General features: G+C 58.1%; 17 protein-coding genes. 10 read left to right on the forward strand and 7 right to left on the reverse strand.

What is annotated here, in order from left to right; all coding sequences use genetic code 11:
* Nucleotides 1–4: 4 nt before the first annotated feature.
* Both SH410x_RS13610 and SH410x_RS13615 read right to left on the reverse strand, forming a co-directional pair.
* Nucleotides 5–3,145, reverse strand: coding sequence for a PSD1 and planctomycete cytochrome C domain-containing protein (locus SH410x_RS13610; protein ID WP_473677008.1), 3,141 nt, complete (start codon nucleotides 3,143–3,145; stop codon nucleotides 5–7).
* 329 nt (nucleotides 3,146–3,474) lie between these two features.
* Nucleotides 3,475–4,050, reverse strand: coding sequence for a DUF2585 family protein (locus SH410x_RS13615; RefSeq protein ID WP_473677009.1), 576 nt, complete (start codon nucleotides 4,048–4,050; stop codon nucleotides 3,475–3,477).
* A 233-nt stretch (nucleotides 4,051–4,283) separates the two neighbouring features.
* Between SH410x_RS13615 and SH410x_RS13620 the strand changes: the two genes are divergently transcribed.
* From SH410x_RS13620 to SH410x_RS13635, 4 genes are all read left to right on the forward strand, one after another.
* Complete coding sequence (locus tag SH410x_RS13620; RefSeq protein ID WP_473677010.1) at nucleotides 4,284–4,682, forward strand: GntR family transcriptional regulator; 399 nt, start codon at nucleotides 4,284–4,286, stop codon at nucleotides 4,680–4,682.
* Nucleotides 4,675–5,616 carry an ABC transporter ATP-binding protein gene (locus tag SH410x_RS13625; protein WP_473677011.1) on the forward strand — a complete coding sequence of 314 codons (942 nt, stop codon included), beginning with the start codon at nucleotides 4,675–4,677 and terminating at the stop codon, nucleotides 5,614–5,616. Before SH410x_RS13620 ends, SH410x_RS13625 begins: the two co-directional genes overlap by 8 nt.
* Nucleotides 5,613–7,769 (forward strand): hypothetical protein, encoded by a 2,157-nt coding sequence (locus tag SH410x_RS13630; RefSeq protein WP_473677012.1) that lies wholly within the window; start codon nucleotides 5,613–5,615, stop codon nucleotides 7,767–7,769. Before SH410x_RS13625 ends, SH410x_RS13630 begins: the two co-directional genes overlap by 4 nt.
* Nucleotides 7,770–8,138: 369 nt before the next feature.
* Nucleotides 8,139–10,784, forward strand: a complete 2,646-nt coding sequence (locus SH410x_RS13635) for a hypothetical protein (RefSeq protein WP_473677013.1) — start codon at nucleotides 8,139–8,141, stop codon at nucleotides 10,782–10,784.
* Between the two features lie 148 nt (nucleotides 10,785–10,932).
* Here the strand turns inward: SH410x_RS13635 and SH410x_RS13640 are convergent, their stop codons facing one another.
* The 4 genes from SH410x_RS13640 to SH410x_RS13655 all read right to left on the reverse strand — a co-directional run bounded on the left by SH410x_RS13640 (nucleotide 10,933) and on the right by SH410x_RS13655 (nucleotide 18,287).
* Complete coding sequence (locus tag SH410x_RS13640; RefSeq protein ID WP_473677014.1) at nucleotides 10,933–12,204, reverse strand: PhoPQ-activated protein PqaA family protein; 1,272 nt, start codon at nucleotides 12,202–12,204, stop codon at nucleotides 10,933–10,935.
* Nucleotides 12,205–12,421: 217 nt separating this feature from the next.
* Nucleotides 12,422–13,885 carry a DUF1501 domain-containing protein gene (locus SH410x_RS13645; protein ID WP_473677015.1) on the reverse strand — a complete coding sequence of 488 codons (1,464 nt, stop codon included), beginning with the start codon at nucleotides 13,883–13,885 and terminating at the stop codon, nucleotides 12,422–12,424.
* 3 nt (nucleotides 13,886–13,888) lie between these two features.
* On the reverse strand, nucleotides 13,889–16,303 hold the full coding sequence (locus tag SH410x_RS13650; RefSeq protein ID WP_473677016.1) for a PSD1 and planctomycete cytochrome C domain-containing protein: 2,415 nt from the start codon (nucleotides 16,301–16,303) through the stop codon (nucleotides 13,889–13,891).
* A 136-nt stretch (nucleotides 16,304–16,439) separates the two neighbouring features.
* A complete protein-coding gene (locus SH410x_RS13655; RefSeq protein WP_473677017.1) occupies nucleotides 16,440–18,287 on the reverse strand; it encodes an SLC13 family permease in 1,848 nt (615 codons plus the stop codon).
* Between the two features lie 204 nt (nucleotides 18,288–18,491).
* Between SH410x_RS13655 and SH410x_RS13660 the strand changes: the two genes are divergently transcribed.
* The 3 genes from SH410x_RS13660 to SH410x_RS13670 all read left to right on the forward strand — a co-directional run bounded on the left by SH410x_RS13660 (nucleotide 18,492) and on the right by SH410x_RS13670 (nucleotide 21,929).
* Entirely contained in the window at nucleotides 18,492–18,821 is a 330-nt protein-coding gene (locus SH410x_RS13660; RefSeq protein ID WP_473677018.1) for a DUF3311 domain-containing protein, read from the forward strand.
* Nucleotides 18,818–20,482: a sodium:solute symporter family protein gene (locus SH410x_RS13665; RefSeq protein ID WP_473677019.1), complete on the forward strand. Its 1,665-nt coding sequence runs from the start codon at nucleotides 18,818–18,820 to the stop codon at nucleotides 20,480–20,482. Before SH410x_RS13660 ends, SH410x_RS13665 begins: the two co-directional genes overlap by 4 nt.
* A 259-nt stretch (nucleotides 20,483–20,741) precedes the next feature.
* Nucleotides 20,742–21,929, forward strand: coding sequence for a ribonuclease D (locus SH410x_RS13670; protein ID WP_473677020.1), 1,188 nt, complete (start codon nucleotides 20,742–20,744; stop codon nucleotides 21,927–21,929).
* Nucleotides 21,930–21,935: 6 nt separating this feature from the next.
* On the opposite strand, the gene truA is transcribed toward SH410x_RS13670, so the two are convergent.
* Nucleotides 21,936–22,781, reverse strand: coding sequence for a tRNA pseudouridine(38-40) synthase TruA (truA, locus tag SH410x_RS13675; protein ID WP_473677021.1), 846 nt, complete (start codon nucleotides 22,779–22,781; stop codon nucleotides 21,936–21,938).
* Between the two features lie 220 nt (nucleotides 22,782–23,001).
* Here truA and SH410x_RS13680 point away from each other — a divergent pair, with 220 nt between their 5' ends.
* The 3 genes from SH410x_RS13680 to SH410x_RS13690 are packed head-to-tail and all read left to right on the forward strand — an operon-like array spanning nucleotide 23,002 to nucleotide 26,167.
* Complete coding sequence (locus tag SH410x_RS13680) at nucleotides 23,002–23,943, forward strand: sugar phosphate isomerase/epimerase family protein (protein WP_473677022.1); 942 nt, start codon at nucleotides 23,002–23,004, stop codon at nucleotides 23,941–23,943.
* Nucleotides 23,940–24,515, forward strand: coding sequence for a flavoprotein (locus tag SH410x_RS13685; RefSeq protein WP_473677023.1), 576 nt, complete (start codon nucleotides 23,940–23,942; stop codon nucleotides 24,513–24,515). The genes SH410x_RS13680 and SH410x_RS13685 overlap by 4 nt, the downstream gene beginning before the upstream one ends.
* Nucleotides 24,512–26,167 carry a putative manganese-dependent inorganic diphosphatase gene (locus SH410x_RS13690; RefSeq protein ID WP_473677024.1) on the forward strand — a complete coding sequence of 552 codons (1,656 nt, stop codon included), beginning with the start codon at nucleotides 24,512–24,514 and terminating at the stop codon, nucleotides 26,165–26,167. Before SH410x_RS13685 ends, SH410x_RS13690 begins: the two co-directional genes overlap by 4 nt.
* Nucleotides 26,168–26,175: the final 8 nt, after the last annotated feature.

Here is a 26,175-nt window from a genome sequence, read left to right on the forward strand (position 1 = left end):
AGAATCATTCGATGTAGAGGAATTCGTTGGAATTGAGCAGCATTTGACAGATGTTGACGAGGACCTGCTGTCCCCGCGATCGGCCCGGCAGCGTACCCCGTCCATCGCGGGACATCAGTACCAATTGATCGCCCGCAAACTGCAGTGACAAATCCAGTTCAGCAGTGTTGGCGGGGCGAGATAAAACGATTTCCCAGGCCGCGTTGATTTGTGCCGGCAACAGAGCGAGATCGGTTTCAGGACCATGAAACCCAGTCACGGAATCATGGATCACGGGTTCTCCATCGGTCCGCGTGAACGTCAATTTCAACGGCCACGTGAAGGAGTCTGATGATTCATTTGCCAAGCAGTCGGTGACAAAGTCGATCGACTCGCCAGCCTGGACGGGCCAAGAGCTCACGGGCGTATCGAGCGAGCCATTTTTGATCTGCCATGCGCCGCGCAGACCATTCGCCGAATAGACCCGGCCGCGAACGCCATCACCATTGTCGCTACCGTGTTGCAGCGTTCCCGCAATGGTGAGTTGACCGTCCGCGGGTGCTGTCCAGCGCCGGATCGCAGGATGCGTGGGGTTCCCCGGATGACCACCACTGGCGTTCAAAATCACCCAGCCAAACTTTGGATCCGGCGCCGTCGGGCCGCCCTGCCAGGAAGTTCCCGTGAAGTGGGGCAGCTCAACCCACTCGCCGATCAACCCGGTTTCGTCATCCACCGTGCCTGAGCCGTAATACCACGTCGGAGCGGGCATCTTCGGCAACCATGCTGCGGCGTCCTCGGCCGGCACAGGAGCATTTCCCGCGGCGCGTTCAACGGCCCGCTCCGCGACAAGATTGGCATGCTCTAAGACAAAGTCACCGTTGAGCATCATCAATGATTGCGGCGCGACGGTCGATACGGTTCGTACGTCACAGTTGACCCCCATCACCGGCGCGTCAAACGCCTGCAGCATGCCGACCGGCTGGCTCCGCCGCACTCGCGCATAAACGCTGCGTCGCGGTTGGCTTGCGTCCACACGGACTTGGCCGGTTTCATCTTCGGCAACACTCACCGGTGGCCCAAACAATTTCGAATCGAGCGTCCCTGCCACGGCCAGCATTGAGTCACGTAAAATTTCGGCGTCAACGCGTTGCAGTGACTTTCGCCAGTAAAATCGATTTTCTGAATCGAGCGTTTCGCCCTCCGGTCGACGTAGCGAGCTTTGCCGCCAAGTCGAGGAAGTCAGAATTTGTCGGTGTAGGTGTTTCAAACTCCAGCCATGATCGACGAAATCTCGCGCCAACCAATCGAGCAATTCGGGATGCGAGGGCTCGCTTCCCAAACGCCCAAACTCTCCCGGTGTCGCGACGATGCCGCGACCAAAGTGGTGCATCCAAACGCGGTTGACGATTGCCCGTGCGGTCAGGGGATTGCCGCCATCGGTCAAATAGTTGGCGAACGCCAACCGACGCCCCGTCGTGGGTAACTCGGGATCATCGACCGGAAACGTGACCCGCGCGCCCTCGGCAGCGGCAACCGTCAATGCCGCAGGCTGAATCTCCTGTTTCGGCTGGTTGAAATCACCGCGGTGAAAGAGGTGGGTTACCGGCACATGCCCCGGTGGCTCGACGAAGGCCTGGATAAACTGCTCGACCGGCTTGCCTGCTCGCAATTCAGCGATCTTGGCGTCGAATTCTTTCAACTTAGCCGCGGCATCCGGACGGTATTGATACAGCACGCCGGGCGTGATGTGGATACTCGGGTGACTGGCCAAAAGCGCCTTTTGGTGGGCATCACGTTCGGCGCTGGCCGTCTGATAGGCCGTTTGCAGTTGTGTGCGAAGTGGTTCGTCGAACTTCATCAACTCCTGCTCGAACACTTCCTGAATGAACGCAGATTGTTGACTCGCCCGCTCCGCTGCGACGATGCCAACCTCGCTCTCAATCTTCGCTGCATCCGCGAGATCCTGTTCGGTTGCCAGTGAAACCAAACGAGCCGCCGGCGGCTTCCATGCTTGCCAATCCAATCCCGGCTCGAAGACCGCCCGCAATGCGAAGTAGTCAGCGTGTGAGATCGGGTCATAGCGGTGGTCGTGGCACTGAGCGCAGTGAACACTCGAACCCAGCAAAGTCGAACATACAATTTGCAGCGTGTCCGCGATCACCTTGTTTCGAGCCTCGGGACTGTTGTCGCCGCTGCCCGTACCGTCGGCAGCCATACGCAGAAATCCAGTCGCGCTCAGCAACTCGATCTGGTGGTCCGTCCAATCACCGTGTTTGGGGCCGGCGAGTTCATCGCCGGCCAGTTGCTCGACGATAAACTGGTTGAAGGGCTTGTCTTCATTGAGCGATTCGATCACGTAGTCCCGGTAACGCCACGCCCAATCGCGGTTGCTATCGGCCGCCGTGTAACCATCACTGTCAGCGTACCCGGCTGCGTCGAGCCAGTGTCGCGCCCAACGCTCGCCGTAGTGCGGCGAGCCCAGCAGTTGATCGATCAAGTGTTCGAACCACTGAGGGTCCGCATCGTGCAGCCAGGGTTCAATCTGTTCGATCGTCGGTGGCAGTCCCAGCAAATCGTCATACGCACGCTGAATCAGCGTGAATCGATCTGCATCAACCGAAAACGACAAACCCGCAGGCATCTCGGCAGCAATCAACGCGTCAATTGGCGTGCGGATGCCCGCATCGTTAACATCGGTGGGAACGACCACCTCTGCGACCGGTTGATACGCCCAATAGTTTCGCTCCTCCTCGGTGATCGGAATGCCCGGCCCAAGTTCTTTGGGCTCATCGCGGAGGGTTGCTGCCCCCCGCTGAATCCAATTTTCCAGAATGGCAATCTTCGCTTCGGGAACATGCGCTTCGCCGGGCGGCATGTCACCGTCTCGCACACGGCTGAGTAACAAACTCGCGTCGGGGTCACCGGGGACGACCGCCTCGCCCGAGTCGCCACCGGAAACCATCAGATGAACCAACCGCAAGTCCAATCCGCCCTCGAGTTCCTCCACCGCCCCATGGCAATCGAAGCAGTATTCACGCAAGATCGGTCGGATCTCGGTCTCGAAATATGGCGGCTCGGTGGCGAACGCCGAGCCGCTCGTGAACGCTAGCAGCACGACTGCCGAGGCAAAGCGAGGTGCGCATCGTGAGGACAACCAAAAGTACATGGCGTCAGTACCGATTCGACAGAGGTGGGATATTGAGGCGGGGCTGGCGCGGCACGCGAACCAGAACACGACAGTATGACGGCCCGCACGGCAGATAGCAATCATGGTCAGCGCAGACGCCTCGGGCCGCCGGCAGTGAGGACGCACCACGCTTCCGTCAAACGTAGCGAAACGACCGTCGCCTTCACCGCACAGGCAGGTTCGGGACGCGCGGAAAAGAAGTGGCCGAACGCTCCGCGGTCGGGATGATCGAGCGCGGAGCGTTCGACCACAATTTCAGACAGTAATTTTTCGGTCGTGCTGGCCCCCCCAGGCTCAACCCTTCGTATTCAATTCGACTCGCTGGCTAAAATCAGAACTCCAATAATGGCCGTCGGAAGCAAAAATCCCGACTGCCATTGCTTGATTCCCTCGACTGGGTAGAGCAGCATGATCACGTTGAGTAGCAGGGAATCGCGGATCGTGAGCAACAGGATTGCTTCTGTGAGCAGAATGAATCCCAGTGACCATCGAAACCGGAATTGCGACGCGAGCAAATACCCGATCAGGCAGGCGATGATATCGCTGATGGAGTTGGCGATCGAGTCACCGTCGTAGTCAAGCGAAATGGTGGACTCGCGATAGCGATTAATAATCCATGGCGAGTTCTCGAGGACCTCCCATGCAGCTTCCATGAACACTGCAATTTGCAGTCGGGTCGGCGCTGAAAGACCCCTCTTAAAAAACCGGTCTGGCAACCATGTCAGCACCCAGAAAAAGATGATTCCGTGCAACACATGCGTGAAGGAATAGGGATCAAGTAGATGCTGCGAATTGTGGCTGGTCTGTGTATCCCATGACCAGGGAATCCAACTTCCGCAACGACACCACCATTGCCGGCCCATCATGCGAAGACAGGTTGCCATCACAACGATGATCAAGGCAATCTGCAGATGACGTGTGATCCTTTGTCTTTGCTCATGGGCGTAATGTTGCCACGCGTTTTGGCAATGCGATGCAATTCAGGACACGACAGGCAGTCGGGGTGGGACTACTTACTGCCTGCAATTTTCAAAAACAAACGCTTGACGATCAACCGTCTCAGCTGTACTATGTGAGGTAGTGCAGAAGGGCGTCCGATTTCCGCGGAGGGTGGTTGATGCAAATTCGAGTGATCCCAGGCAGTGGTGCCGCGATCTATCGACAGATTGCCGACCAGGTTCGCCGGGCCGTGATGGCAGGGGAATTGTCGGTTGGCGATCCGCTGCCGAGCGTTCGGGCGCTGGCCAAGGAATTGGTTATCAATCCCAACACGGTGGCCAAGGCCTACGCGGAGTTGGTCGGTGACGGGGTGCTGGAAACCCAGCCCGGCCGCGGCGCGTTTGTGGCCGAGCGGCGGACCGTGTACTCGCAAACCGAGCGATTGCGGCGGCTCGATGAAGCTCTCGAGACCGCGATCAACGAGTCGATCCGGCTGGATTTTTCTAGCGAGGAGATTCTCGACCGGATGCGAGGCAAACTCGATCAGTTTAATTCTCGAGGTAACGAAAATGTCTGAGACTGACGTTATTCGCACGCACCGGTTGACCCGTTACTTCGGCAGCAAGCCCGTTGTTCACGATCTCGACTTCGCCGTGCCTCGTGGCAAGATCGTCGGCCTACTCGGGCTCAACGGGGCCGGAAAAACGACGACGATTCGGATGCTGCTCGGACTACTCGAGCCCACGCGAGGATCCAGCGTCGTTCTCGGCACCGATAGTCGCGAGTTGACCCCGGAACTGCGTGCAAGAATCGGGTACACCGTTGAGGGGCATTTCCTCTATCCATGGATGCGAGTCCGGGAGTGCGAGCGGTTCGGCCGCGACACCCACCCGCACTGGGACGGCGCCTTGTTCGAGCGTTCGGTGCATCGCTTTGGCATCGATAGCGATGCCAAAGTCGCTTGGCTGAGCCGTGGCCAAAGGGCGGGCGTTTCGCTAGCGTCGACGCTAGCGAGCAATCCCGAGCTGCTGATTCTCGATGACCCCGCCTTGGGATTGGATCCGGTGAGCCGGCGGGCGCTCAACGAAACTATTCTGGAGTTCTGCGAATCGGGCGAACGTTCGGTACTGCTGAGCAGTCACTTGCTCGACGACATCGAACGAGTTGCCGACCGCGTCGCGCTGATGGTCGACGGCATGATGGTGGTCAATACGACGATCGATGACTTCCGCAACCGGATCGCATCTTGGGTCATTGATGCGCCGTCTTCGCCAACGACAGGCGAGACCCTGTCCATGCCGATACCGATCCCACGATTTGTCAATTGCCGTCCCGTCGGAGAGCGCTGGCAACTGACGGCGGTCGACCCTGACGACGACACCCGTGCGGCTTTGGCAGCCATTGACAGTAGCGGCATCGAATCGGTCGACGTGACGTTTGAGGACGCTGTGCTCGCTTACCTATCCCGCTCCCGAGTCTATCACTCGTTCTATACCGAGGATGCATCATGAAACCCCTTCTCTGGAAAGAACTGAGAGAGAACCTCCGCTGGCTACCCATCGGCTTGATCGTGGTCACCGCGTCTTGCTGGATGGCCTATCCCGATTTGGACAACCCCAGTGGTTTACTCGCGAACGTTCTGCTGACGCAGCTCGCGATCGTGACCCCGTTACTCGCCTTTGCGTTGGGCGTCGTGCAGTCGTATCGCGATCTGCAACCGGGGGCTGCCGCTTACTTGAACCACCGCAGCGTCACATCGAGCCAGATCTTTCTCGCCAAAACGTTTTCTGGCTTTGTCCTCTATGCGATCTCGGTCATCGTTCCTGTAGCGATATTGGCGGCCTGGGTTTGGTACGAAGGGATGACCCGGTATCCAATGCGCCCGGCCCAAGTGGTCCCAGCATTCGTGTTTGCTTTAGCATCTTTGCTGATGCACCCCGCCGCGATGTTGATGATGTCGCGCAGTGCGTCTTGGTGGGGGACGCGGGTGTTTCCGCTCTTGCCTGCCGCTGGGGTTTTGTTCGTGTTCTTCCAGGTGCTGAAGGGGGGCGGACTAAAGGGGGCAGCAACAATCTCGGTGATAATGCTACCGCTGATGGCGTGGCTGATCGTGATCTCGCGACAGAGTTGGCATGACTTGTCAGCCGAACCGCCTGCCGCACGCACCAACCGAAGCCTGCGCGGTCGCTGGCTGCTGCCCTTGTATTTACTCATCGCTGCAGCGGTGTGTTGCTCGGCGGGACTCACATTTCTTTTCTCGATTTTAGAAGACCATGAGCGTTCTCGCGGATACGTGCCGGTGCCAACATCACGACTGGCTATCAATGAGCAAACGAATGCCCCTTGGCTGGTAACTTACATGCGAGATGTACGGACACAATACGGAGGATACGAAGACCGAGCTATTGGTGGAACAGCCATTGGAAACGGCGGGGACCTGGACGCAATGAAGTCGCTCGGCGACACCGACGAATTCAGGGACTTCGCAACGATGATACCGATGCGGAATACATACCGTCAGTCTGACGGATTCTACGCTGGGCCAAGCAATCTCGATCAGAGTTCCCGGTGGTATTACTACGACACTCGGGGCTACCTGATCGGTTACGATCGAAGTCAGGGAAACCGTTGGAGCCAAACGATTGCGTCGGACGGAGTCCATCCGGCAGGAGAGATCACTGGCGTGCCGTTCACCACCGACCCGGAGAATGGCAGCTCACTATTCTACAATTTTCGTGGTGCGGGATACGTCGCACCATTGATTGATAGCCAAGGTGTATATGTGATCGACGGTTCGCAAATGTCGATCAAGCGGATCGTTGACCAGCGGATCGACTCAGCGGCATTGGTAAAGACGGGTAAAATGCATGCCCCACGCCTATTGCTACGCGATGCGAACAAAATCGTCGAGTACGAGTTCGTCGACGAGTCGGGGGAAGACACTTGGTACAAGGAGCCGGGTGAGGACGAGCCTATGCGAACTTACAACATACTCAAACCGCTCACTGAAGGCCGAATCAGGGCAAAGCTGGTCAATAAATACGCCGTGCCTCAACCACTGGCGTCGACGGCCAGCCTACAAGTGGGACTGGCCGACAACGTCTTGTATTTGTCTACCTATGCGCTCAAACCGCAGGAAATCTACCGTATTCCAGCCGAAGGAGATTTTGCAGCCATTACTTTCCATCCGCAGTCGCTGGCCTTCCAAGATAGCGATCACGATCGCTTTCAGTGGCTGTTTGTATTCCTTGGCTTGATGCCTGGCGTCTTGGGAGTGGTGACTGCGGGACTGGCAACCTGGATTTCGATTTTTGGCGGGGGCTTCGGTCCAACGTGGAGTGACCTCCTCTCGTATCCGATACAGTTCACGACGCTAGCGGTCAGCTTCGCGTTGGTGACGGCGTTGGCGATTTGGCTCACCCGACGAGTGGCCGATCGGCGGGGGCTATCACGGAGGCAGGCGGCCGTCTGGTCGGTGTCTGTCCTGCTGTTGGGTTTAATCGCTCCCCTGGCGATGGTGGCGATCTACCGCCGCGTGCATCGGCGAATGTGCGATCACTGCGGAAAGCAACGCCGCGTCGACATGCCCGTTTGCGAGCACTGTGGCGAAGATTGGCAGCGACCGATCCAAGACGAGATCATGATCCTGGACGACGCCGCCTAAACGCTCGACGTGCGATTCGAAAGAATCTTAATCCAATCTTCTCTCCCCACGCTTGAGGTTGGGCTGCGTTTCAGTTACATGTTGGCACGTGTTTATTAGACTTTACCCTCCCCAGGCGCAACCAGGGGAGAGCCGAACCAAGCGAAGCATGGTTCGGGGAGGCGCGACCACGCTGGTTTGGGACCTCGATTGACGCGGTCGGCCCTCCCCTGAAATCTCGCTGGGGCTCGAGTCCCGACCCTTCCAGCTTCGCCGGGAGGGTGAAGTAAATCGTTAACTTACGCGCACTTGAGAGCCTCGCAACCTTCTTCGCTAAGCAGGGAGGGGAGACTGGATGGTGCTCCTGCAGCGACCCACCGGAGTCCATCGATGCGTCCTTACTTCTGTCTACTCGCAGTATTCATTGCCGCGACGTTCGTATCAGCCGAGACGATTCGTCTACCGGTCACGCGAGACAACTCGATCGTGATGGTGGATGGCGAATGGAATGTGAACGCGGGTGGGCAAGGCCGCATTCGTATCAAGGGGAACCAGCACATCGTTGCGATGGCATTCGATACTCGCGCGATCGTGGGTAAACACATTGACAAAGCGACACTCGTTTGCGTTCAGGGACAGAATGTTATCTCGGGGGTGACGATTTCGACGATCGCAGCCCCCTGGGACGAAGCTGGGTCGACGGGACTGACCGCGGGCATGCCGGGTCTCCAGGGCTGGGGATACGCGGGAGCGAGGTTTCCAGCGGTGATCGGCGGCAATAGCTTTACACTGGTGCAGCATTCAGGATCGGATCTACAGGACGGCGTCTATCGCTGGAACGTGCCTGCCGACGCGGTGCATGCGATGGCCATCGGCGCCGCTTATGGACTCGCCATCCACGAAGACGATGCAGACTACGGACGCAATCCCACGATCTTCAGCCGTGAACAAGGTGGCAAAAAACCCTACCTGGAAGTGGAGTGCCATGATGTCGCGGGTGACACGCCAGCACGTCCGGTAGCGGTGAAACAAGTGCGCAGTGAAGACGACGTGATGCGCGTCTCCGTGACGGCACCTGAGCACGCTTTTGCATACGATGTTTCAATCGATGGCAAACCACTGGACCGACACAACATTCCGCTGGCCGTGCAGGGCGAGTCGCAGACGATCTTGATTCGAGATCTGCCGGAAGGCAGTTTGGAGCGTGATCATCTGGACGTGAAGGTTATCGCACGCAGTCGTACGGGCCAGTCCAGCGAAGCGGAGGTCGTGCGGATAGTTGTGCGCCGGATGAGCGGACGGATCAGCGACGCTGCCGAGCCGGCGATATTGGACGCGCCTATCCCACAGGTGAGCGTCATTCCGGTTGCGGACAAGTATGACATCGACGGACGGGCAGTTGGTGAGCTGCCTGAGGGGTACCGTGATGCTAATTCGATCTACGATGGACGTCGGATTCGCTTGTCGGCCGCGGCGGGTGAAGTCACTGGTTTTCAGTTACTGCTACGTGGAGAGAACGCTGTCTCGGTAGAAGTCGCATTTGACTCATTCCAACCGCGTATCGATCGGTTCCAGACCGTTTACGTACCCGCCAATGGCCGCCGCATTCCCGATCCGTTGTTACCGCTGGACGCTTCGCTCCAGTTACGGCCTGACCAGGATCGGTCCGTCGTGGCCGATATCTACATCCCGTTCGATGCCGAGCCAGGTCTGCGGCGAGGAGCGGTGCAGGTTTCCGATGGTCGTCGCATTCCGATCGAGATCGAGATCCTGCCGTTTGCTTTACCACGCGAGGCAACATTCTTTTGCGAGATGAATGGATATGGGTTGCCCGATACCGTTGAGCAATATGAGGCACTGCAACAGATTGCGTACGACCATCGGGTGCATGCCAATATCCTGCACTACTCGCATCACACCGCCGCACCGGGCGCCCGCAAAACGAACCTCGATATGCGACTTCGCTCAGGCCGGCGAATGGATAATCGACGCTACGACGATATCGAGCCTGGAACCCAACACGCGTACTGGGACGACTTCGCCGCCGCATTCGGGCCTTATCTCGATGGCTCGCTCTTCGAGCATGGACATCGCGGCCCGATCCCCGCACCCGGTTTCTATCTCAGTTTCCACGAGAGCTGGCCGCTGAATTGTCGGGCATACTACGACGGCGACCCCGACGCTTTTCGTGCGTTTAAGGCAACACCGGAGTACGCCGATACCTATGTGAATGTGCTTCGTGACTTTGTCGCGTTGGCCAAATCGAATGGCTGGAACCAAACCGGATTCCAGGTCTATTTCAACAACAAGGGATCGCATGACGAACAGACCAAAGCACCTTGGGTGTTGGACGAGCCAGTCAGCTACTGGGACTATCGGGCACTGAAGTATTATGGCGAGCTAACCGATCGCGGACACGAGATGGCCGGCAGCGGTCCGGCGGTGAATATCGATTTTCGCATCGATATCTCCCGCCCCGAGTATTGCCGGGGGCAACTCGACGGACGAAGCGATTTCTGGGTGGTGGCCGCCTCGGCATTCCAAAACTACCGGCGTCTGGTGACTGATCAGATGCAGCGTGATGGGCTGCGAGTTTGGGTGTACGGCAGCGCCAACCCTGTTCGACAAAGCAATCGGGATGTCCAAGCTTGGGCACTCGATGCGTGGAGCGGGGGCGCCAGCGGGATCGTGCCATGGCAGACCATCAACAAAGATGGCAAGGCTCTAGTCGAGGCAGACCAATTGGGACTGTTCATTTTCGACAAGGATGCCCAGGGTGAAACAGCGATCCGTCATTCGATGCGTTTGAAAGCGTTTCGGGATGCCCAGCAGTTGATCGAGTACTTGAACTTGCTTCAGGCGAGAAAAGGCTGGTCGCAGGCTCAGATGAACCAGTTCGTCCAGCAATATGTACGTTTAGACGCCACCGTGGATAAGACCCACGAGGCCGACGCGGGCACATCGCGTTACGCGGCTGCGACCTCGCCTGGTTTGGAACGACTACGACTGGCGGCGGCGAAGCTGCTCAGCGAATAGCGGACGGGCTCGCACCCGGGACCACGGAAGGAGTCGAGCGGGAAACGCAAAGATCTGCTCCTGGAACGCCCTTCAACAAGAGTGAGGGAGCGATGGGGGACAGACCGTCGCGTTCATGCAATTGATTTCCGCGTGCCGATCGAGGGAATCAGTGTTCGTCCAACGCGAACTGGACTTCAGTACTGACGATCGCGTCACGCTCGTCGGATACGGTGAAGAACCATGTATTGGCATCTGCGGGTGGTCGTGGTGCCGTGATCGTGCCACCAGCGATGGTTGCGGCGCTACTTTTCCAGTCTCGACCGGATCGCAGCCCACTGTCGCTTGTGTAGTGAAGCGTCGCTGACTTCAGCTCGGTTTGGCTGTCAAACGCCAGCGAAATATTGTCGTCGCCGATCTGAGGTGTTCCCAGCGACGGCAGTGGCGTTGCATGGGCACAAAACGAGTCGATGAACATGCCAATTTCCGGACGGACCCATCCATCGACGTGGCTATGCGGCATCTTTACCGTTACGCACAGCATTTTCTCACCCGGAACGACATCGTAACTTTTCATATAGCTATCCAGGCAGTAATGCACGTCGTTGGTGCCGTTAACGAACAGGATGGGCACACGACATTGATTCAACCAGCTGCCGGGGTCGTACTGCCGCACCCATTCATCGCGACGCTCGCCCAGCCGATCGATACTCGGCTTCTGAACGGATTCGCCTTCGTGCAGAAAACCGCAACCGTAGACGGGCACTGCAGCTTTGAACCGGTCGTCGAGCGAAGCAACCAGGCACGTTGTATAGCCGCCCCAGCTGATTCCCGTTACCGCGGTATGGTCGGCATCGACCTCTGGAAAACTTCGCAACAGCGTATGGGCTCGCATCACATTGGCCACGGCATGCATCGGCCAGTCATCGCTGGCATCGCCACCGATCGAATCGAACTTTTCAGCGTTCCCTTGCATCGGCCCCCCGTTTGCGAGTCGAGTCCGCAGCTTGCGATCGGTTTGGTGCCCGATCGGCGCGCCGGTCTGTGCATCGAACTTGGGATCCGGCGGCTGCATGCCGGAAAGGTCCATCGCGATGGCGGCATATCCGCGTCTGGCCCATAGGTACGCCCACTCAGCAAACGCCGTGCCGCCTCCGCCATGGATAAGCACGACGCCCGGAAACTTCTTTCCCGTTTGGTCAACTCCGAGGGTAGCTGGCGAAGCATAAAACGCGAACACGTCGGTGGGGTGCGATTCGAACGCTTCGCCTTCATACACAAGCGAATGCACCGGAGAATCCTGGCCGATCCATTTCATCGGCGGAACGTCTCCCTGCAGCTTTTCGATGTCCCACGGTCCCGTCCGAACGCCTGGATCGTCCGCAAATAAGTGGACCTGGCTGAGGACCAGGAAGATCAAACTAAAACAAAATCGGTGCATGAAATGTCTCAACGGTGGTGGGGGACAGGGGGGGGGGGCAATGCACGAGGATCGTGCGTTGGATAGCAAATCCGACTGATTCGACCGGCAATGTTGAACCGAATGCCGCCGGGCATCGGGTAACACGAGCTGCTCGGCCGTTCACGCGGCTCATTGACTCGACACGCCGTCAACAATTCTCACGAGAGGGGCGTCTTGAAACTGCGAAGACGCTATGTCAGGCGATGATTTCCGTCACCACGCGGCTGGGGTTCACACCGGTAAGTTTTTGATCGAGTCCCTGATAGGGGAACGTCAAACGCGCGTGGTCGATGCCCAGCAGGGATAGCATGGTGGCATGCAAGTCACGAACATGGACCGGATTCTCAACAACGTTGTAGCTGAACTCGTCCGTCTTGCCATATCGCATCCCACCTCGCACACCGCCACCGGCGATCCAGGCAGTGAAGCAGCGTGGGTGATGGTCACGACCGTAATCATCATGCGTGAGCGTTCCCTGGCAATAGATGGTGCGTCCGAATTCACCCGCGAAGACGACCATGGTGTCCTCCAGCAGTCCATGTCGTTCCAGATCGGCCAACAGTGCACTGGTCGGTTGATCAACGTCGCGGCACTGGGCGACCAAGTTCGACGGCAGTTTGCTGTGGTGATCCCAGCCGCGGTGGAACAACTGGATGAATCGCACGTCACGCTCGGCCATACGCCGGGCGAGTAAACAGTTCCTCGCGTACGAGCCGGGCTTGTCGACGTCCGGGCCGTACATTGCGAGCGTCTCTGCCGACTCGTCGGAGATATCCGTCAGTTCCGGTACCGAGGTCTGCATGCGAAACGCCATCTCCTGTTGCGCGATCGTCGTTTGGATTTCCGGGTCTCCAATCTCAGCGAAATGTTTCTGGTTGAGTGCGCCGAGACTGTCGAGCATCCGGCGGCGCACGTCTGCGTCGACGCCGCGTGGATTGGACAGAAAGAGGACCGGATCGCCCGCCGTTTGGAAGCTGGTGCCCTGGTGTTTGGAGGGCAAGAATCCACTGCCCCACAAGCGTGAATACAGTCCTTGCACGTTCACTCTGCCGCCCCAAAACGCAGAGGGCATGACAACGTAGTCGGGTAGGTCCTTATTGAGCGTCCCCAACCCGTAGCTCAGCCAGGCCCCCATGCTCGGCTTGCCTGGGATCTCTGAACCCGTGCTGAACAACGTTTTGCCGGGATCATGGTTAATCGAGTCGGTATTCATCGAGTCGATAAAGCAGAGCTTATCGGCCTGTTTGGAGAGATGCGGCAGCAACTCGCTCATCCACAACCCAGACTCCCCCGCCCGTGCGAACTTGAACTTCGTCGATGCGATCAACTGGGTTCGCCCCTTGGTCATCGCTGTCACACGTTGTCCTTGGCTGACGGACTTCGGGAGTTCCTGCCTATATAGCTTGTCCAAATTCGGTTTGTAATCGAACAAATCCATCTGGCTCGGACCGCCCGCCATGAACAGAAAGATGACCCGTTTTGCCTTCGGGGCGTGGTGACAACCCCGTGGGAGATTCCCCTCCCCTGTCGCCGAGAGGTCCCGGGCGACCGCCGACTGAGACAGCAGCGAGGCCATCGCGACGGTGCCCAGTCCCATGCCGGTGTTGGTGAGGAAGCGACGTCGGTTATCCAGCGAGGCCAAGTCTTGGGACGTGATCATGGTTCAATCCTTGGTCTTGGTGATGTCGAGGTTGTAGAGTGTGCTGGCAAGCATCGTCCATGCTGCCAGTTCGGCTTTCGCGTCTGCCTCCGTGCCCCATTCGCTCGGCGAATCCAGCGTCACGTCACGGCACACTTCGTCAGCCAGGTTGGGGGCGGCTCGATACTTCGTCCTCAAATCGGTGAGCAGCGACTGCATGACCGATTTCTCTTCCTCGTCCGCTAGCCGCGACGTGACCGTCTCCCACAAGTAGTCGAGTCGGACGTCGCTGGGTTGATCGAGCGTTCTCGCAGCGAGTTGCCCGGCCGCCTTGAGATACTCCGGCTCGTTGAGCAGCAACAACGCTTGCAACGGCGTGTTGGTTCGCTCGCGGCGCGCGATGCATGCGTCCCGGTTCGGTGCGTTCAGGATCGTCATCTGCGGTGGCGGCATCGCACGTTTCCAAAACGTGTAGACGCTGCGACGGTAAATGGCATCACCCTGGTCCGGACGATAGACTTCACCGGTCATCGACACGGCTCTCCACAAACCCTCGGGTTGTGGAGGTTTGACCGCGGGCCCGTACATCTTGTCGTTCAACAAACCGCTGGTCGCGAGGATCTGATCGCGAATGATTTCGGCATCAAGGCGATATCGCGATCCCCGAGCTAACAATCGATTCTCGGGGTCGGCGTTGAAAATCTCCGGTGTAGCCGCGGATGCTTGGCGATAAGCATTGGACATCACAATCTGTTTGACGAGCGTTTTCACGTCCCAGCCCGAATCGGTGAATGAAACGGTGAGGTAGTCGAGTAACTCAGGATGGCTGGGGACTCCGCCTTGATTTCCAAAATCTTCGGAGGTCTTGACGAGCCCGACCCCGAAGAACTGTTGCCAGAATCGATTGACAGCAACTCGAGCGGTCAGTGGGTTTCCGGGATCGACAAACCACTCAGCCAAGTCCATCCGGCTGGCCACGTCGCCGGATTTTTTCAGTGGCGGTAGGAACTCTGGTGTGTTTCTCGCGACCTCTTCGCCCAATGCATCGTACAGTCCACGATTGCGGATAAACGTGGGTCGAACCTCGCTGCGTTCTTTCATCACCATCGCTTGGGTGACGTCCCTGGATATCAGACCACGTTGTTTGCGGAGCGTTTCCAGTTCGTGTTCGAGAGACTTCTTCTGCTCTGGATCGACGGTCTCGACAGCCTGTTTTTGTAGCGAGGCGATTTTTTCATCGCACTGATCGAGTTCCCGTTTTTGCTCCGGCGTCGGCAGCGAAACAAACGGCGGCTGCAAGCCGTTTTTGGGGTTCGCTTTCGTTTCCGGGGTGGCATCGATGTTATCGAAGAACGCGAAGAGCGAGTAAAAATCCTTCTGTGTGATCGGATCGAACTTGTGGTCGTGGCATTGGGCACACTGCACCGTCAATCCCATGAATGCCGTGCTGACGGCGGTGATGCGGTCGACAACGTTTTTAAATTGGCTCTCTTCGGGAAGAGCGGTGCCGACGTCGATGATGAGGTGTAAACGGTTGAAAGCCGACGCGATCAGCTGGTCAGCGGTCGGATCGGGGAACAAATCGCCTGCGATCTGATAACGAACAAAATCATCGTAAGGAAGGGCTTCGTTGAATGCGCGGATCACCCAGTCGCGATAGGCCACGTTGTTGCGGTAAAAATCCTTGTGCATGCCGTTGGTATCCGCGAAGCGGACCAAGTCGAGCCAGTACCTTGCCATGTGCTCGCCGTATTCTGGGCGACGGATCAACCGATCGACGCAATCCTCCCACGCTCGTTCGGGCGAGATTTTGTAGGCAGCTAGAAATTCATCGATTTCCGCGAGCGTCGGCGGCAAACCGGTTAAATCAAACGTCACGCGGCGGAGCAGCGTCCGTGGATCGGCTGGCGCGGTCGGCGACAACCCTTCCTGTTCGAGTCGACGGAGGACAAAGGCGTCGATCGGACGGTCGCTCCACGCGGAGTTCTGCGGCGTGGGAATCTCGGGCGGCGCCGGCGGCGAGAATGCCCAGAACTGCTCGTATTGTCCGCCTTGCTCAATCCAGCGACGGATCAGCGACTGCTCCTCCTCGGTGAGCGGTTTCAAGTGCGAATCGGCCGGTGGCATTCGCAAGTCGTCATCACTGCTGCTGATCCGCATCCAGACCTCGCTATCGTCAGGCGAGCCGGGACTGATCGCATGGTTCAACGCACCTTCATCCCCGTCCGGAAGGTCCATTCTCAGTCCGGCTTCACGAGATTCCTCATCCGGTCCATGACAGGCGAAGCACTTCTCGGAGATTAGAGGGCGGATGTCTCGGCCGAAAGAGACTTCATCGGCCGGAAGATCGCTCGCAGCGGTCGCAAACACGATCGCTACGAAGGCAGATATCAGCCACTTAGTGACGGAGCTCTTCCGTCGCATTAGGGTAGTTTTCATGACGCTATTGTAGCGATAGAGAAGTGCATGTCCATGCAATAAGAATTGCCGTGTGCGGCCACCCAAGGACAACCGTGCCATTCGGGTGGATCACGACCACTGTCCGCCGCGTGTCAAGCGACTCGGCGCGGGCCCCTCAAACCGCCCAGCCGAGCCCATACCACCAGGTGAGCGTCACCATGGTGGTTGCAAAAACAATCAAACTGAGAGGGGATCCGAAGACCAGGTAGTCGCGTAGTTCGTATCCACCGACGCTGTAGACCATCGTATTGGTTTGGTAGCCGAATGGCGTCAGGAAACTGGCCGATGCCGCGATCATGACACACAGCACCAGCGGTGTCGGATCCATGTGCAGCCCCGTTGCAGCCGACCAGGCGATTTGAAACATGATCACGGCTGCCGCGCTATTGGTGATCAACTCCGTGCAGATCACCGTTGCCAGATAGACCGCCGCCAGCATTTTCACGGGGCCGCCACCGGCGAGTTGCAGCAGTCCGTTAGCGATCATGTCCGCCGCTCCGCTTTTCTGCATCGCTTCGCCGATGCCGATGGCCGCGCCGATAATAATCAACACGGACCAATCCACACTCCGCCGGGCCTCCCCCGAGGTGCAGCAGCGGAACGCGATCATGGCGATGGCCGCAAGCATCGCGGCGGTGAGAATTTCCATCCACCCCAGAGCAGCGACGATCACCATGGCGGCGGTGATCGAGATCGCAAGAATGGCCTTTTCATGGCGGCGGACTTCGCCGCGTTCGACACGACTGACCAGATAGAAATCACTCGAACCTCGCTGTCGGTGCACGAACGAGGGCGACGCCTCGAGCAGCAACACGTCACCGGGCTCGATTCTGACGTCTCCCAGTTTACCCATCAGCCTTCGTCCACCGCGTGCCACCGCAACCACGGCGGCGTTGTAGTTGGAACGAAATTTACCCTGGCGAATTGTTTTGCCGATCAGGGAGCATTGCGTACTCACGACGGCCTCGATCAGAGTCCGTTGCCACGCGGGAACTTCGAGTTTTCGGGATTGGCCATCGGGTGTGGTGAGACCGCGAATTTTTCGCAGATCGACAACACTCTCGAGGGCGCCGACCAGAATCAAAATATCATCGCCGTAGATCCGCTGTTCGGGCTTGGCCGCTTCGATGCGTCCGTCGGCCCGTTGGACTTCCGCAACGTACAAGCCCGGAAGTGCGCGAAGGCCCGCTTGTTGAATGGTCTTGCCAACAAGGGGGCCGAGCGGCACGACTTGCATTTCGACCGTGTACTTCTGCGGGTCGTCGCTGGCACTGACAGGCGGCTTGCGCTCGGGCAGCAACCGCGGCGAGGCATAGATAATGTACGCCAGGCCCAGGATCGTCGCGGGCACGCCGGCAATCGCGGGCGCAAAGAACCCCAGGGCTTCACCACCGACCTGTTTCGCCATGAACAAGTCTCGCACGATCAGGTTGGTGCTCGTGCCCATCAGTGTGCACATCCCACCCAAAATCGCGGTGTAGGACAGGGGCAACAGCAATTGGCTGGGGCTCACCCCGATTCGTTTACTGACATCATGGACGACCGGCAACAGCGCTGCGACGACAGGCGTGTTGTTCAAAAAACCCGACAGAGCCGCAACGGGCATGAGAATCCGCAACAGCGCACTGCGCAACCCCTTCACGCCCCCCAACAGCCATCCGGTGGCGTATTCGGTGCCACCGGTCAGTTCCAGACCTGATACGATGGCAAACAACAATGCGATCGTGACTAGGCCCTTGTTGCCAAATCCAGCGACAGCCTCCGTTGGTGTGGGCAACTTGATTGTGCCGCTGAGGTCTTGGGCCAGGACGAGAACGGCCAAGCCAGCCAGCGCGAGCAGATCCGTAGCAGCGATGCGCATTGCCAAGCTCAACAACAAACCGGCTGCGACGGCAAGCGTCAACCACATCTGCCAATCGGCCGGGAGCATCAACCAAATCTGCCAATCGGCCGGGAGCATCATGAAACGAGAATCTAATGAGTGTAGGGGTTGGGCAGGCTGTAACGAGATCGCTCAGACTAATTCAAAAGCCCGATATCGTCGCCCCTGAATTGCCATTAAACTAGCCCCCGTCGGTTCCGACCCCCACTCCTCTCCGTGCCACCCACCCGTCGACATCTCCCGTCCCCCATCTCTCCCGTCTCCGCGTTCCCCATCTCCCGCCTAATGCCTGCCACACCTCAGCCGCCTGCGTCGGCTCCTCCGCTCGCTTCGAATGCGGCTCATGCCTCCCGGCCCGGTCCTTGGATCATCACCGCACTCGTCGTTTTGTTGTTGATTTTGCATCAGGACAACTGGTTCTGGACCGACGGTCACCTGGTGTTCGGCTTCATGCCGATCGGCTTGTTGTGGCACGCTTGTATCTCGATTGCCGCAGCGTTCACCTGGTTCCTCTCGACCAAGATCGCATGGCCGATTGAGCCTGAGTTGGATGCGGCGATCGCCGCCGAAGCTGACTCGCATAACCAGGCTGATGCAGGGGAGGTGGTCAAATGACATCTTCTGATTTGTTTCTATCATTGGTGGCCCAGGCCCCCGCTCCGGCCGCTGATGGCGGCTGGTTGAATCACCCTGGGTTGCCGCAGTTCGTCATCATTCTGATCTATCTCTCGCTACTACTTCTGCTCGGAGTTTTTTCGAGCCGTTTGTTCCGAGGAACGAGAGAGGACTACCAGGTCGCGAGTCACTCGATCGGCCCGTTCCTGTTGTTGATGAGTATTTTCGGCACCACGATGACTGCCTTCGCGCTCGTCGGCAGCAGCAGCGAGGCGTTCAAGGAAGGCATCGGCGTGTATGGGATGCTGGCCAGTAGCAGCGGAATCATCCACTCGTTGTGTTTCTTTGTGATCGGGGTGAAGGTCTGGAAAGTCGCCCGGGTGAGGGGCTACACGACCCAGATCGAATTTTTCCGAGATCGCCTCGATAGCGACTTCATCGGCTTGCTGCTCTTTCCCATTTTGGTTGGGCTGGTCATTCCTTACTTGCTCGTCGGAGTAATCGGCGGCGGTACCGTGGTGCAAACGCTAACGGCGGGACTGTCACCGGATTGGTTCCCGGTATTGCTCCCCGATGGGGCACCCAACCGTGGGTTGCACGGTGGGATACCGCCTTGGCTCGGGGCACTGATGATTTGCAGCGTGGTGCTGGTCTATGTCTTCATGGGCGGGATGCGTGGGACGACGTGGGCGAACACCTTTCAAACGCTCGTGTTCATGATTCTCGGCGTCGTCACCTTTGTGATGATTGCCAATCGACTGGGCGGACAGGTCAGTCTGCTCGACAACCTACGCGTTCTCGGTGAATCGATTCCCGAGAACCGGGCGACGCGAGTCGACATGAGCAAGAGTTTGTTCTTTACCTACCTGTTGATCCCGCTATCGGTCGGGATGTTTCCGCACCTTTTCCAACACTGGATGACCGCCAAGAGTGCGGCATCGTTCAAAATCCCCGTGATCTGCCACCCGCTTTTCATCATGATCGTGTGGGTGCCCTGCGTGCTCGTGGGCGTGTGGGCGACGGGCGAGTTTGCACCGAAACTGCCACTGATTCCGGGAACGGACAGGGTCAACGCGAACGCGGTGTTGCCGTTTTTGGTTAAGACCCAGACCGGCCCCGTACTCGGCGGCCTACTGGCGGCTGGGATTTTGGCGGCAATTATGTCGAGTTTGGACAGTCAATTTCTGTGCATCGGTACGATCTTTAGCAACGACATTTACACGCACTATCTCGGCGAAGAAAATGTCAGCGACAAGCAACAAGTGTTTACGACGCGAATGTTCATCATCGCGATCGTGGCGGTTACGTACTTCTTGAGTCTCGACAATCCGACGAGTGTGTTCGCGCTGGGGGTGTGGTGTTTCAGCGGCTTTAGTGCCCTGTTCCCGATTGTGTTCCTGGCGTTGTATTGGCGTGGCCTGAGTGCGGCCGGGGCGATCAGCGGCGTGTTCGCGGCGATCACGAGTTGGAGTGTTTTGTTCTACTACGGCATCAACTCCCCCGAGGGACTGCGCGAGTTCAACCTCCATTTAGATCTCGCCGGCGAAGAGTATTTGATCATGCCCGTGGTCGTGATGTTCTTCAGCTGCCTGATCACGACCGTCGTGGTCTCGTTGGTGACACCGAAACCGAAGCCCGAAACGTTGGCGAAGTTCTTTTAGTTTCGGCTTGCAAATCAACCCCCTTCGCTTTTCCCGGGCCCGTCTCGGAAAGGCGCAGGTTGTTGTGCTGCGGCGGGGCGGATTCGTAGCTTGGGACCATTGTTCCGAGCGAGCGTTTTGGCGACGATTCCCCATAAGAAGGTCGCCGACGGGACCGTGGTCCCCTCCGGCGAATGTGGGCCTACTGGCCGGTTTTCCATTCAGCGGGTAGATTTTCGCCCTACTTCAACCGCTGCTCAACCGACCGGGAATACTACTGGTGAATTACGAAACGATCGTCTCCGCCGAACAGCTCGCTGATTTTTGCGAGCGAATTGCGAAGGAGCCGGTGATCGGATTCGATACTGAGTTTGTATCCGAAGACTGTTATCGTCCCGAGTTGTGTTTGATCCAAGTGGCCGCTGGCGAGCACCTCGCGATCATCGACCCCTATCCGGTGGGTGATACCCAGCCGTTCTGGGATCTGTTGGTGACACCTGGACGTACGGTGGTCGCGCATGCTGCGCGCGAAGAAATCCGGTTTGCCTACCGCTACACCGGCAAGCCGATCGTGGGATTGTTCGACACCCAGCTCGCCGCCGGATTTGTGGGGCTGGAGTATCCTGCGTCGTTGGGCACACTCGTCCAGAAACTGGTGGGGCTGACCTTACCCAAGGGTGAGACGCGAACGAATTGGCGGAATCGGCCGTTGACGAGCGAACAACTGACCTACGCTCTGCACGACGTGACGAATCTGTACGAGATGTACGAGAAACTCTGCGGCGATATCGCTCAGCTCGATCGGATGTCATGGGTCGAAGAGGAAACGCAGCGGTTGCAGCAGAAGGTGATGGATGCCGAGGAAGCGGAAAATTGGCAGCGTGTCAGCGGCAGTGCAGGCCTGAAACCGCGGCAACTGGAAATCGTCCGCCGGATTTGGCGCTGGCGTGAAGCGATCGCAAAGAACAAGGACCGTTTGCCACGGCGCGTGATGCGCGATGACTTGATCGTTGAACTCGCCAAACGCGGATCAGCCGACGCTGGCAAAATTCGCAGTATCCGGGGACTCGAGCGCCGGAATTATCACGACCAGTACGATGACATCGCCGCCGCGATCCAGGCGGGACTCGACACCCCCGAAGATGATCTGCCTCGTCGTTCGCGGGGCCGCTCGCGAGCTGCCTCCCACATGCTAAGTCAGTTCCTGTCGACTGCGATTGCCTGCATCAGTCGCCAGCACAAAATCGCACCGGCGATCGTCGGCAACTCGGACGATGTCAAGGATCTGCTCGCTTATGAAATGATGCCGCGCCGCGGCGCGGCCACACCTGCGCTGCTCGAAGGCTGGCGAGGCGATATCGTGGGCAAGAACTTCCGCAAGATTCTTGCCGGCAAGTTGGCGATTCGCGTCGCCGACCTGAGCGAAGATCAGCCGCTCGAATTCTTTGACTGCGAAACGTTGCAGTAGACGCCATCACTCCGGCAGAAAGATCTCGTCCGGGTAGTTCACGCGGACGAGCGTCAATCCGTTTGCGGGCGCGGTAGCGCCGGCGAGTTTGCGATCGCGTGATTGCAGGACCTCGTCCATCCAGCTCAATGGGCGGCGACCGCGGGCAACTTCCAGCATCGTGCCAACGATGTTGCGGACCATGTTGTACAAAAATCCGTTGCCTTCGACTTCGTAGTACCAGCGTTGGCCGAGACCGCAGGCACCATCGTACGAGTCGACCGCGTCGCTGGCCGTTTCCGCGAACCACGCACTGTGGGTAATCGTGCGCACGGTGCTGGCACGCGGCGCACCGGTGGCCTGAAAGGCAGCGAAGTCATGTTCACCAATGAGTGCGCCGGCCGCCGCTCGGAGTTGATCCGTGTCGATGGCGGCATGGATGCGATGGCGCGTGCGAATGGCAAAAGGGTCACGCTGACCACCGAGTTGAACCTGGTAGCGATACCGCTTGCCGACTGCATTGGCGATCGGGTGGAAAGAGGGGCTCGTTTCGCGAACGGCCAAGACCGTGATGTCGGGCGGCAATCGGGAGTTCAACCCACGTAGCACTGCCGTCGTGCCGGCCCGCCAGCCCGGCAGCACGCAGCGGGCCACTTGGCCCCACGCGTGCACGCCAGCATCGGTCCGCCCGCTGCCGAGGATCCGTAGTCGTGACGGTGAATCGGCATCCGTTACCCCGTCCGGCGGCTTGCCGATGAGGGTGGCAGCGGCCTGTTCGAGCTCCCCCTGGATCGTGCGTCTTCCCGGTTGCACCTGCCACCCCGAATATTCCGTTCCATCGTAAGCGATTGTCAAATGGAATGTGCGAGACATAGAGCTGAGGAAGGAGAGATAGAGAGCCAACGCCGAAGTAGAAATATGTGAGCACACGATACATTCTCCTAGCGCGAGCGTGTATCCTAGCAGGCTGTCGCGATGTCTTTTTTGAGGTGCGAATTACGACTCAATCGATGCCGCGACTGCCCAGGCTCACCGGAACTCCAAGAGCGTCCCTCTCCCATCCTTCCTCTCTCGATTTCACCCCCAAAGAGCTATGCCCACACTGCCACGCCGTCATTTCCTGCAAACACTCGCCGCCACAGCTGCCGCGGTGAGCCTTTCCACCCGGTCTGCGATCGCACACGAGGGTGGACATGATCACGATCATGCACCATTCAAGATCTCGTTGGCCGAATGGTCCTTGCACAAGGCTCTATTCAATGCGAAGTCTGGAATTACGAATCTGGATTTCCCGCGGATTGCCAAAGAGGAGTTTGGAATTGACGGAGTGGAATACGTCAATCAATTCTTCAAAGACAAAGCACGTGACCAGAACTACCTCACGGATTTGAAGAAGCGTTGCGATGATCACGGAGTGACAAGTGTGTTGATCATGGTCGACGGCGAAGGCCAGATCGGCAATCCAGACAAAGCCAAACGCAAGCAGTCGGTGGAGAATCATCATCAATGGGTGGATGCTGCCAAGTTCCTCGGTTGCCATTCCATTCGTGTCAATGCCGCCAGTGGTGGTAGCTATTCCGAGCAGCTCAACTACGCGGCCGACGGACTGCGTCAACTCAGTGAATATGCTGCCAAGCAAAACATTAACGTGCTCGTGGAGAATCACGGGGGACTGAGCAGCAACGCGGCTTGGTTGGCCGTCGTGATGGAGCGAGTGGGCATGGACAATTGCGGCACGCTGCCTGACTTTGGAAATTTCAACATCAGCCGCGGAGACAATCCACAATCTTTCGATCGCTACATGGGCGTGCAAGCGCTGATGCCCTACGCGAAAGCTGCCAGTGCTAAATCGTATGACTTCAATGCGGCCGGTGACGAAACGACCATCGACTACTTCAAGATGATGAAGATCGTGACGGACTTCGGCTATCACGGTTACGTCGGAATCGAATACGAAGGCAGCCGGCTCGACGAGTACGCAGGTATTCGGGCGACGAAGGCGTTGCTCGAACGCGTCCGTGAAAAGCTGGCATGAGCTCCACGTCCTGCGAGCCCCCGCCGAAGAAGATTCTGCTCGGTATCGCCGGTGGGATCGCTGCGTACAAAGCAGCGGATCTGTGCAGCAAACTCGCCCAAGCCGGTCATGAGGTACAGGTGGTCATGACCCGGGGGGCATCGGAATTCATCGGCGAAGCAACGCTTGCCGCTCTGTCAGGGCGGCCTGTCGCGACGCAGAGTTTCGATGCGAGATTCCCGCTTGGGCCACATATCGAATTGGCGCGGGGAGTCGACGTGTTCGTCGTCGCTCCCGCCACGGCGGCGACGCTGGCCCGCATGGCCAACGGGCTGGCAAACGATTTGCTCAGCACGCTGTATCTGCAGAATACCGCGCCGGTGGTGCTGGCCCCGGCCATGAGCGATCCGATGTGGAATCAGCCGAGCGTGCAAAGAAATGTGGAAATTCTGCGTGGTGACGGTTGTCAGATCGTCGGTCCGGAAAAAGGTTGGCTGAGTTGCCGTGTCCAGGGTACCGGTCGGATGAGTGAACCGGCTAAGATTATCGCTGAAATCCATGCACTCATTCTGTCACGCCAGAGTCTCTCATGACCGTCCACGTTTTCGGACACCGTAATCCCGATACCGATGCAATTTGCAGCGCGATCGCTTACGCTGATTTTTTACGGCGAACGACTCGCCCCGACGCGATTGCAGCATGCTGCGGAGCGCCAAATGAACGGACCGAGTTTGTTCTCCGGCAAGCCAAGATCGGCATGCCGCGAATCATCATGGATGTTCGCCCCGAATTGAAAGACATCTGCAACCGCGAGATGGTGTACGCGCGGCCAACGGACGTTTTCTATGACGTCTACACACGGATGACCAAGCATGGATTGCGCTCGATACCGGTACTCGACGAGAATGATTGTCTGATCGGGTTAGCGACGCTGCTCGATTTGCTCGACCTCGTTTTTCGCGGTGGGATGGAATCGAGCCAATCGCGAGGTGTCCGCTCGACGCTCCGCAATGTCGTCTCGGTACTCGGCGGCGAGTTCCAGCATGAAGTCGATCCCGATCGCACCGAAGACATGATCGTCACCGTCGGCGCGATGAGTGCGAGTGGGTTCACCGAACGGCTCAGCCAATTCCCACCCGAACGATTGCTCGTCGTCAGTGGCGATCGACCGACGATTCAGCTGCCCGCGCTCGAAATGGGCGTCCGGGCATTGGTCGTAACGGGCGGCTTTGAGCTTTCGAGCGGACTGGTGGAACTGGCACGCAACCGCGGTGTGGCGGTGATCCGCAGCAATTTCGATACGGCATCGACGACGACGCGCATCAAAGCGGCTCAGGTGATTGAAGATGCGATTGATCACAACTGCGAAACACTGCCTGCCAAAATGCCAGTGACGACAGCAAAACAACAGATCTATCGCTCTGCGCAGCCCGTTTTCCCCGTTGTCGAAGGGAAAAAACTGGTGGGGGTGCTGAGTAAGAGTGACCTCATCCATCCGCCCCGCCCACAGCTCATACTCGTCGATCACAACGAGCTCGGACAAGCCGTTGAAGGGGCCGAAGAAGCGGACATTATTGAGGTGCTCGACCATCACCGACTCGGCGGCTCACTGAAATCGACCGGCCCGATGCGTTTTACAATGGATCCAGTCGGTTCGACCTGCACGCTCGTGGCCCGGATGTTCCGACAAGCGGGCATCGATCCAGAGCCAGGCATGGCGTTGTGCATGGCGTCGGGTGTGATCAGCGACACGTTATACCTGCGGTCACCGACGACGACGGACGTCGATCGCAGCATTCTGGAATGGTTGCAGACATTTTGCCAATTTCCGTTGGAGCAATTTGCCACGGATTTCTTCCAGATCGGCTCGGCGCTGCGATCCTGCCCACCCGACAAGGTCGTCCGCGAGGACTGCAAACAGTTTGAAGAGGGCGGCAAACGGTTTTCAATCTCGCAGATTGAGGAAATCGGTTTCGATCTGTTCTGGCAGCGTCAACATGAACTGGCCAAGGCCCTCGATGGCTTGGCGACTGAATACTCACTCGATTTCTCCGCGCTGATGGTGACAGATATCTCCAGTAACGGGAGTTTGCTGTTAATGAGCAGCGAACCGGACGGTTGGGATGAGATCAACTATCCACAGCTCGAAGACAAACTCTACAAACTCGACAACGTCGTCAGCCGCAAGAAGCAGCTGCTGCCGCTGATCAGTAGCTTGCTCGAATCGGCAGCCCTGCCACAATGACCCCGTGA

The sequence above is a fragment of the Rhodopirellula sp. SH410 genome (assembly GCF_055811895.1).

Bases quoted from the DNA above. Each gene is read 5' to 3' on its own strand.
- SH410x_RS13610 (WP_473677008.1), bottom strand. From the start codon at position 3,145: ATGTACTTTTGGTTGTCCTCACGATGCGCACCTCGCTTTGCCTCGGCA.
- SH410x_RS13615 (WP_473677009.1), bottom strand. From the start codon at position 4,050: ATGGCAACCTGTCTTCGCATGATGGGCCGGCAATGGTGGTGTCGTTGC.
- SH410x_RS13620 (WP_473677010.1), top strand. From the start codon at position 4,284: ATGCAAATTCGAGTGATCCCAGGCAGTGGTGCCGCGATCTATCGACAG.
- SH410x_RS13625 (WP_473677011.1), top strand. From the start codon at position 4,675: ATGTCTGAGACTGACGTTATTCGCACGCACCGGTTGACCCGTTACTTC.
- SH410x_RS13630 (WP_473677012.1), top strand. From the start codon at position 5,613: ATGAAACCCCTTCTCTGGAAAGAACTGAGAGAGAACCTCCGCTGGCTA.
- SH410x_RS13635 (WP_473677013.1), top strand. From the start codon at position 8,139: ATGCGTCCTTACTTCTGTCTACTCGCAGTATTCATTGCCGCGACGTTC.
- SH410x_RS13640 (WP_473677014.1), bottom strand. From the start codon at position 12,204: ATGCACCGATTTTGTTTTAGTTTGATCTTCCTGGTCCTCAGCCAGGTC.
- SH410x_RS13645 (WP_473677015.1), bottom strand. From the start codon at position 13,885: ATGATCACGTCCCAAGACTTGGCCTCGCTGGATAACCGACGTCGCTTC.
- SH410x_RS13650 (WP_473677016.1), bottom strand. From the start codon at position 16,303: ATGAAAACTACCCTAATGCGACGGAAGAGCTCCGTCACTAAGTGGCTG.
- SH410x_RS13655 (WP_473677017.1), bottom strand. From the start codon at position 18,287: ATGATGCTCCCGGCCGATTGGCAGATTTGGTTGATGCTCCCGGCCGAT.
- SH410x_RS13660 (WP_473677018.1), top strand. From the start codon at position 18,492: ATGCCTGCCACACCTCAGCCGCCTGCGTCGGCTCCTCCGCTCGCTTCG.
- SH410x_RS13665 (WP_473677019.1), top strand. From the start codon at position 18,818: ATGACATCTTCTGATTTGTTTCTATCATTGGTGGCCCAGGCCCCCGCT.
- truA (WP_473677021.1), bottom strand. From the start codon at position 22,781: ATGTCTCGCACATTCCATTTGACAATCGCTTACGATGGAACGGAATAT.
- SH410x_RS13680 (WP_473677022.1), top strand. From the start codon at position 23,002: ATGCCCACACTGCCACGCCGTCATTTCCTGCAAACACTCGCCGCCACA.
- SH410x_RS13685 (WP_473677023.1), top strand. From the start codon at position 23,940: ATGAGCTCCACGTCCTGCGAGCCCCCGCCGAAGAAGATTCTGCTCGGT.
- SH410x_RS13690 (WP_473677024.1), top strand. From the start codon at position 24,512: ATGACCGTCCACGTTTTCGGACACCGTAATCCCGATACCGATGCAATT.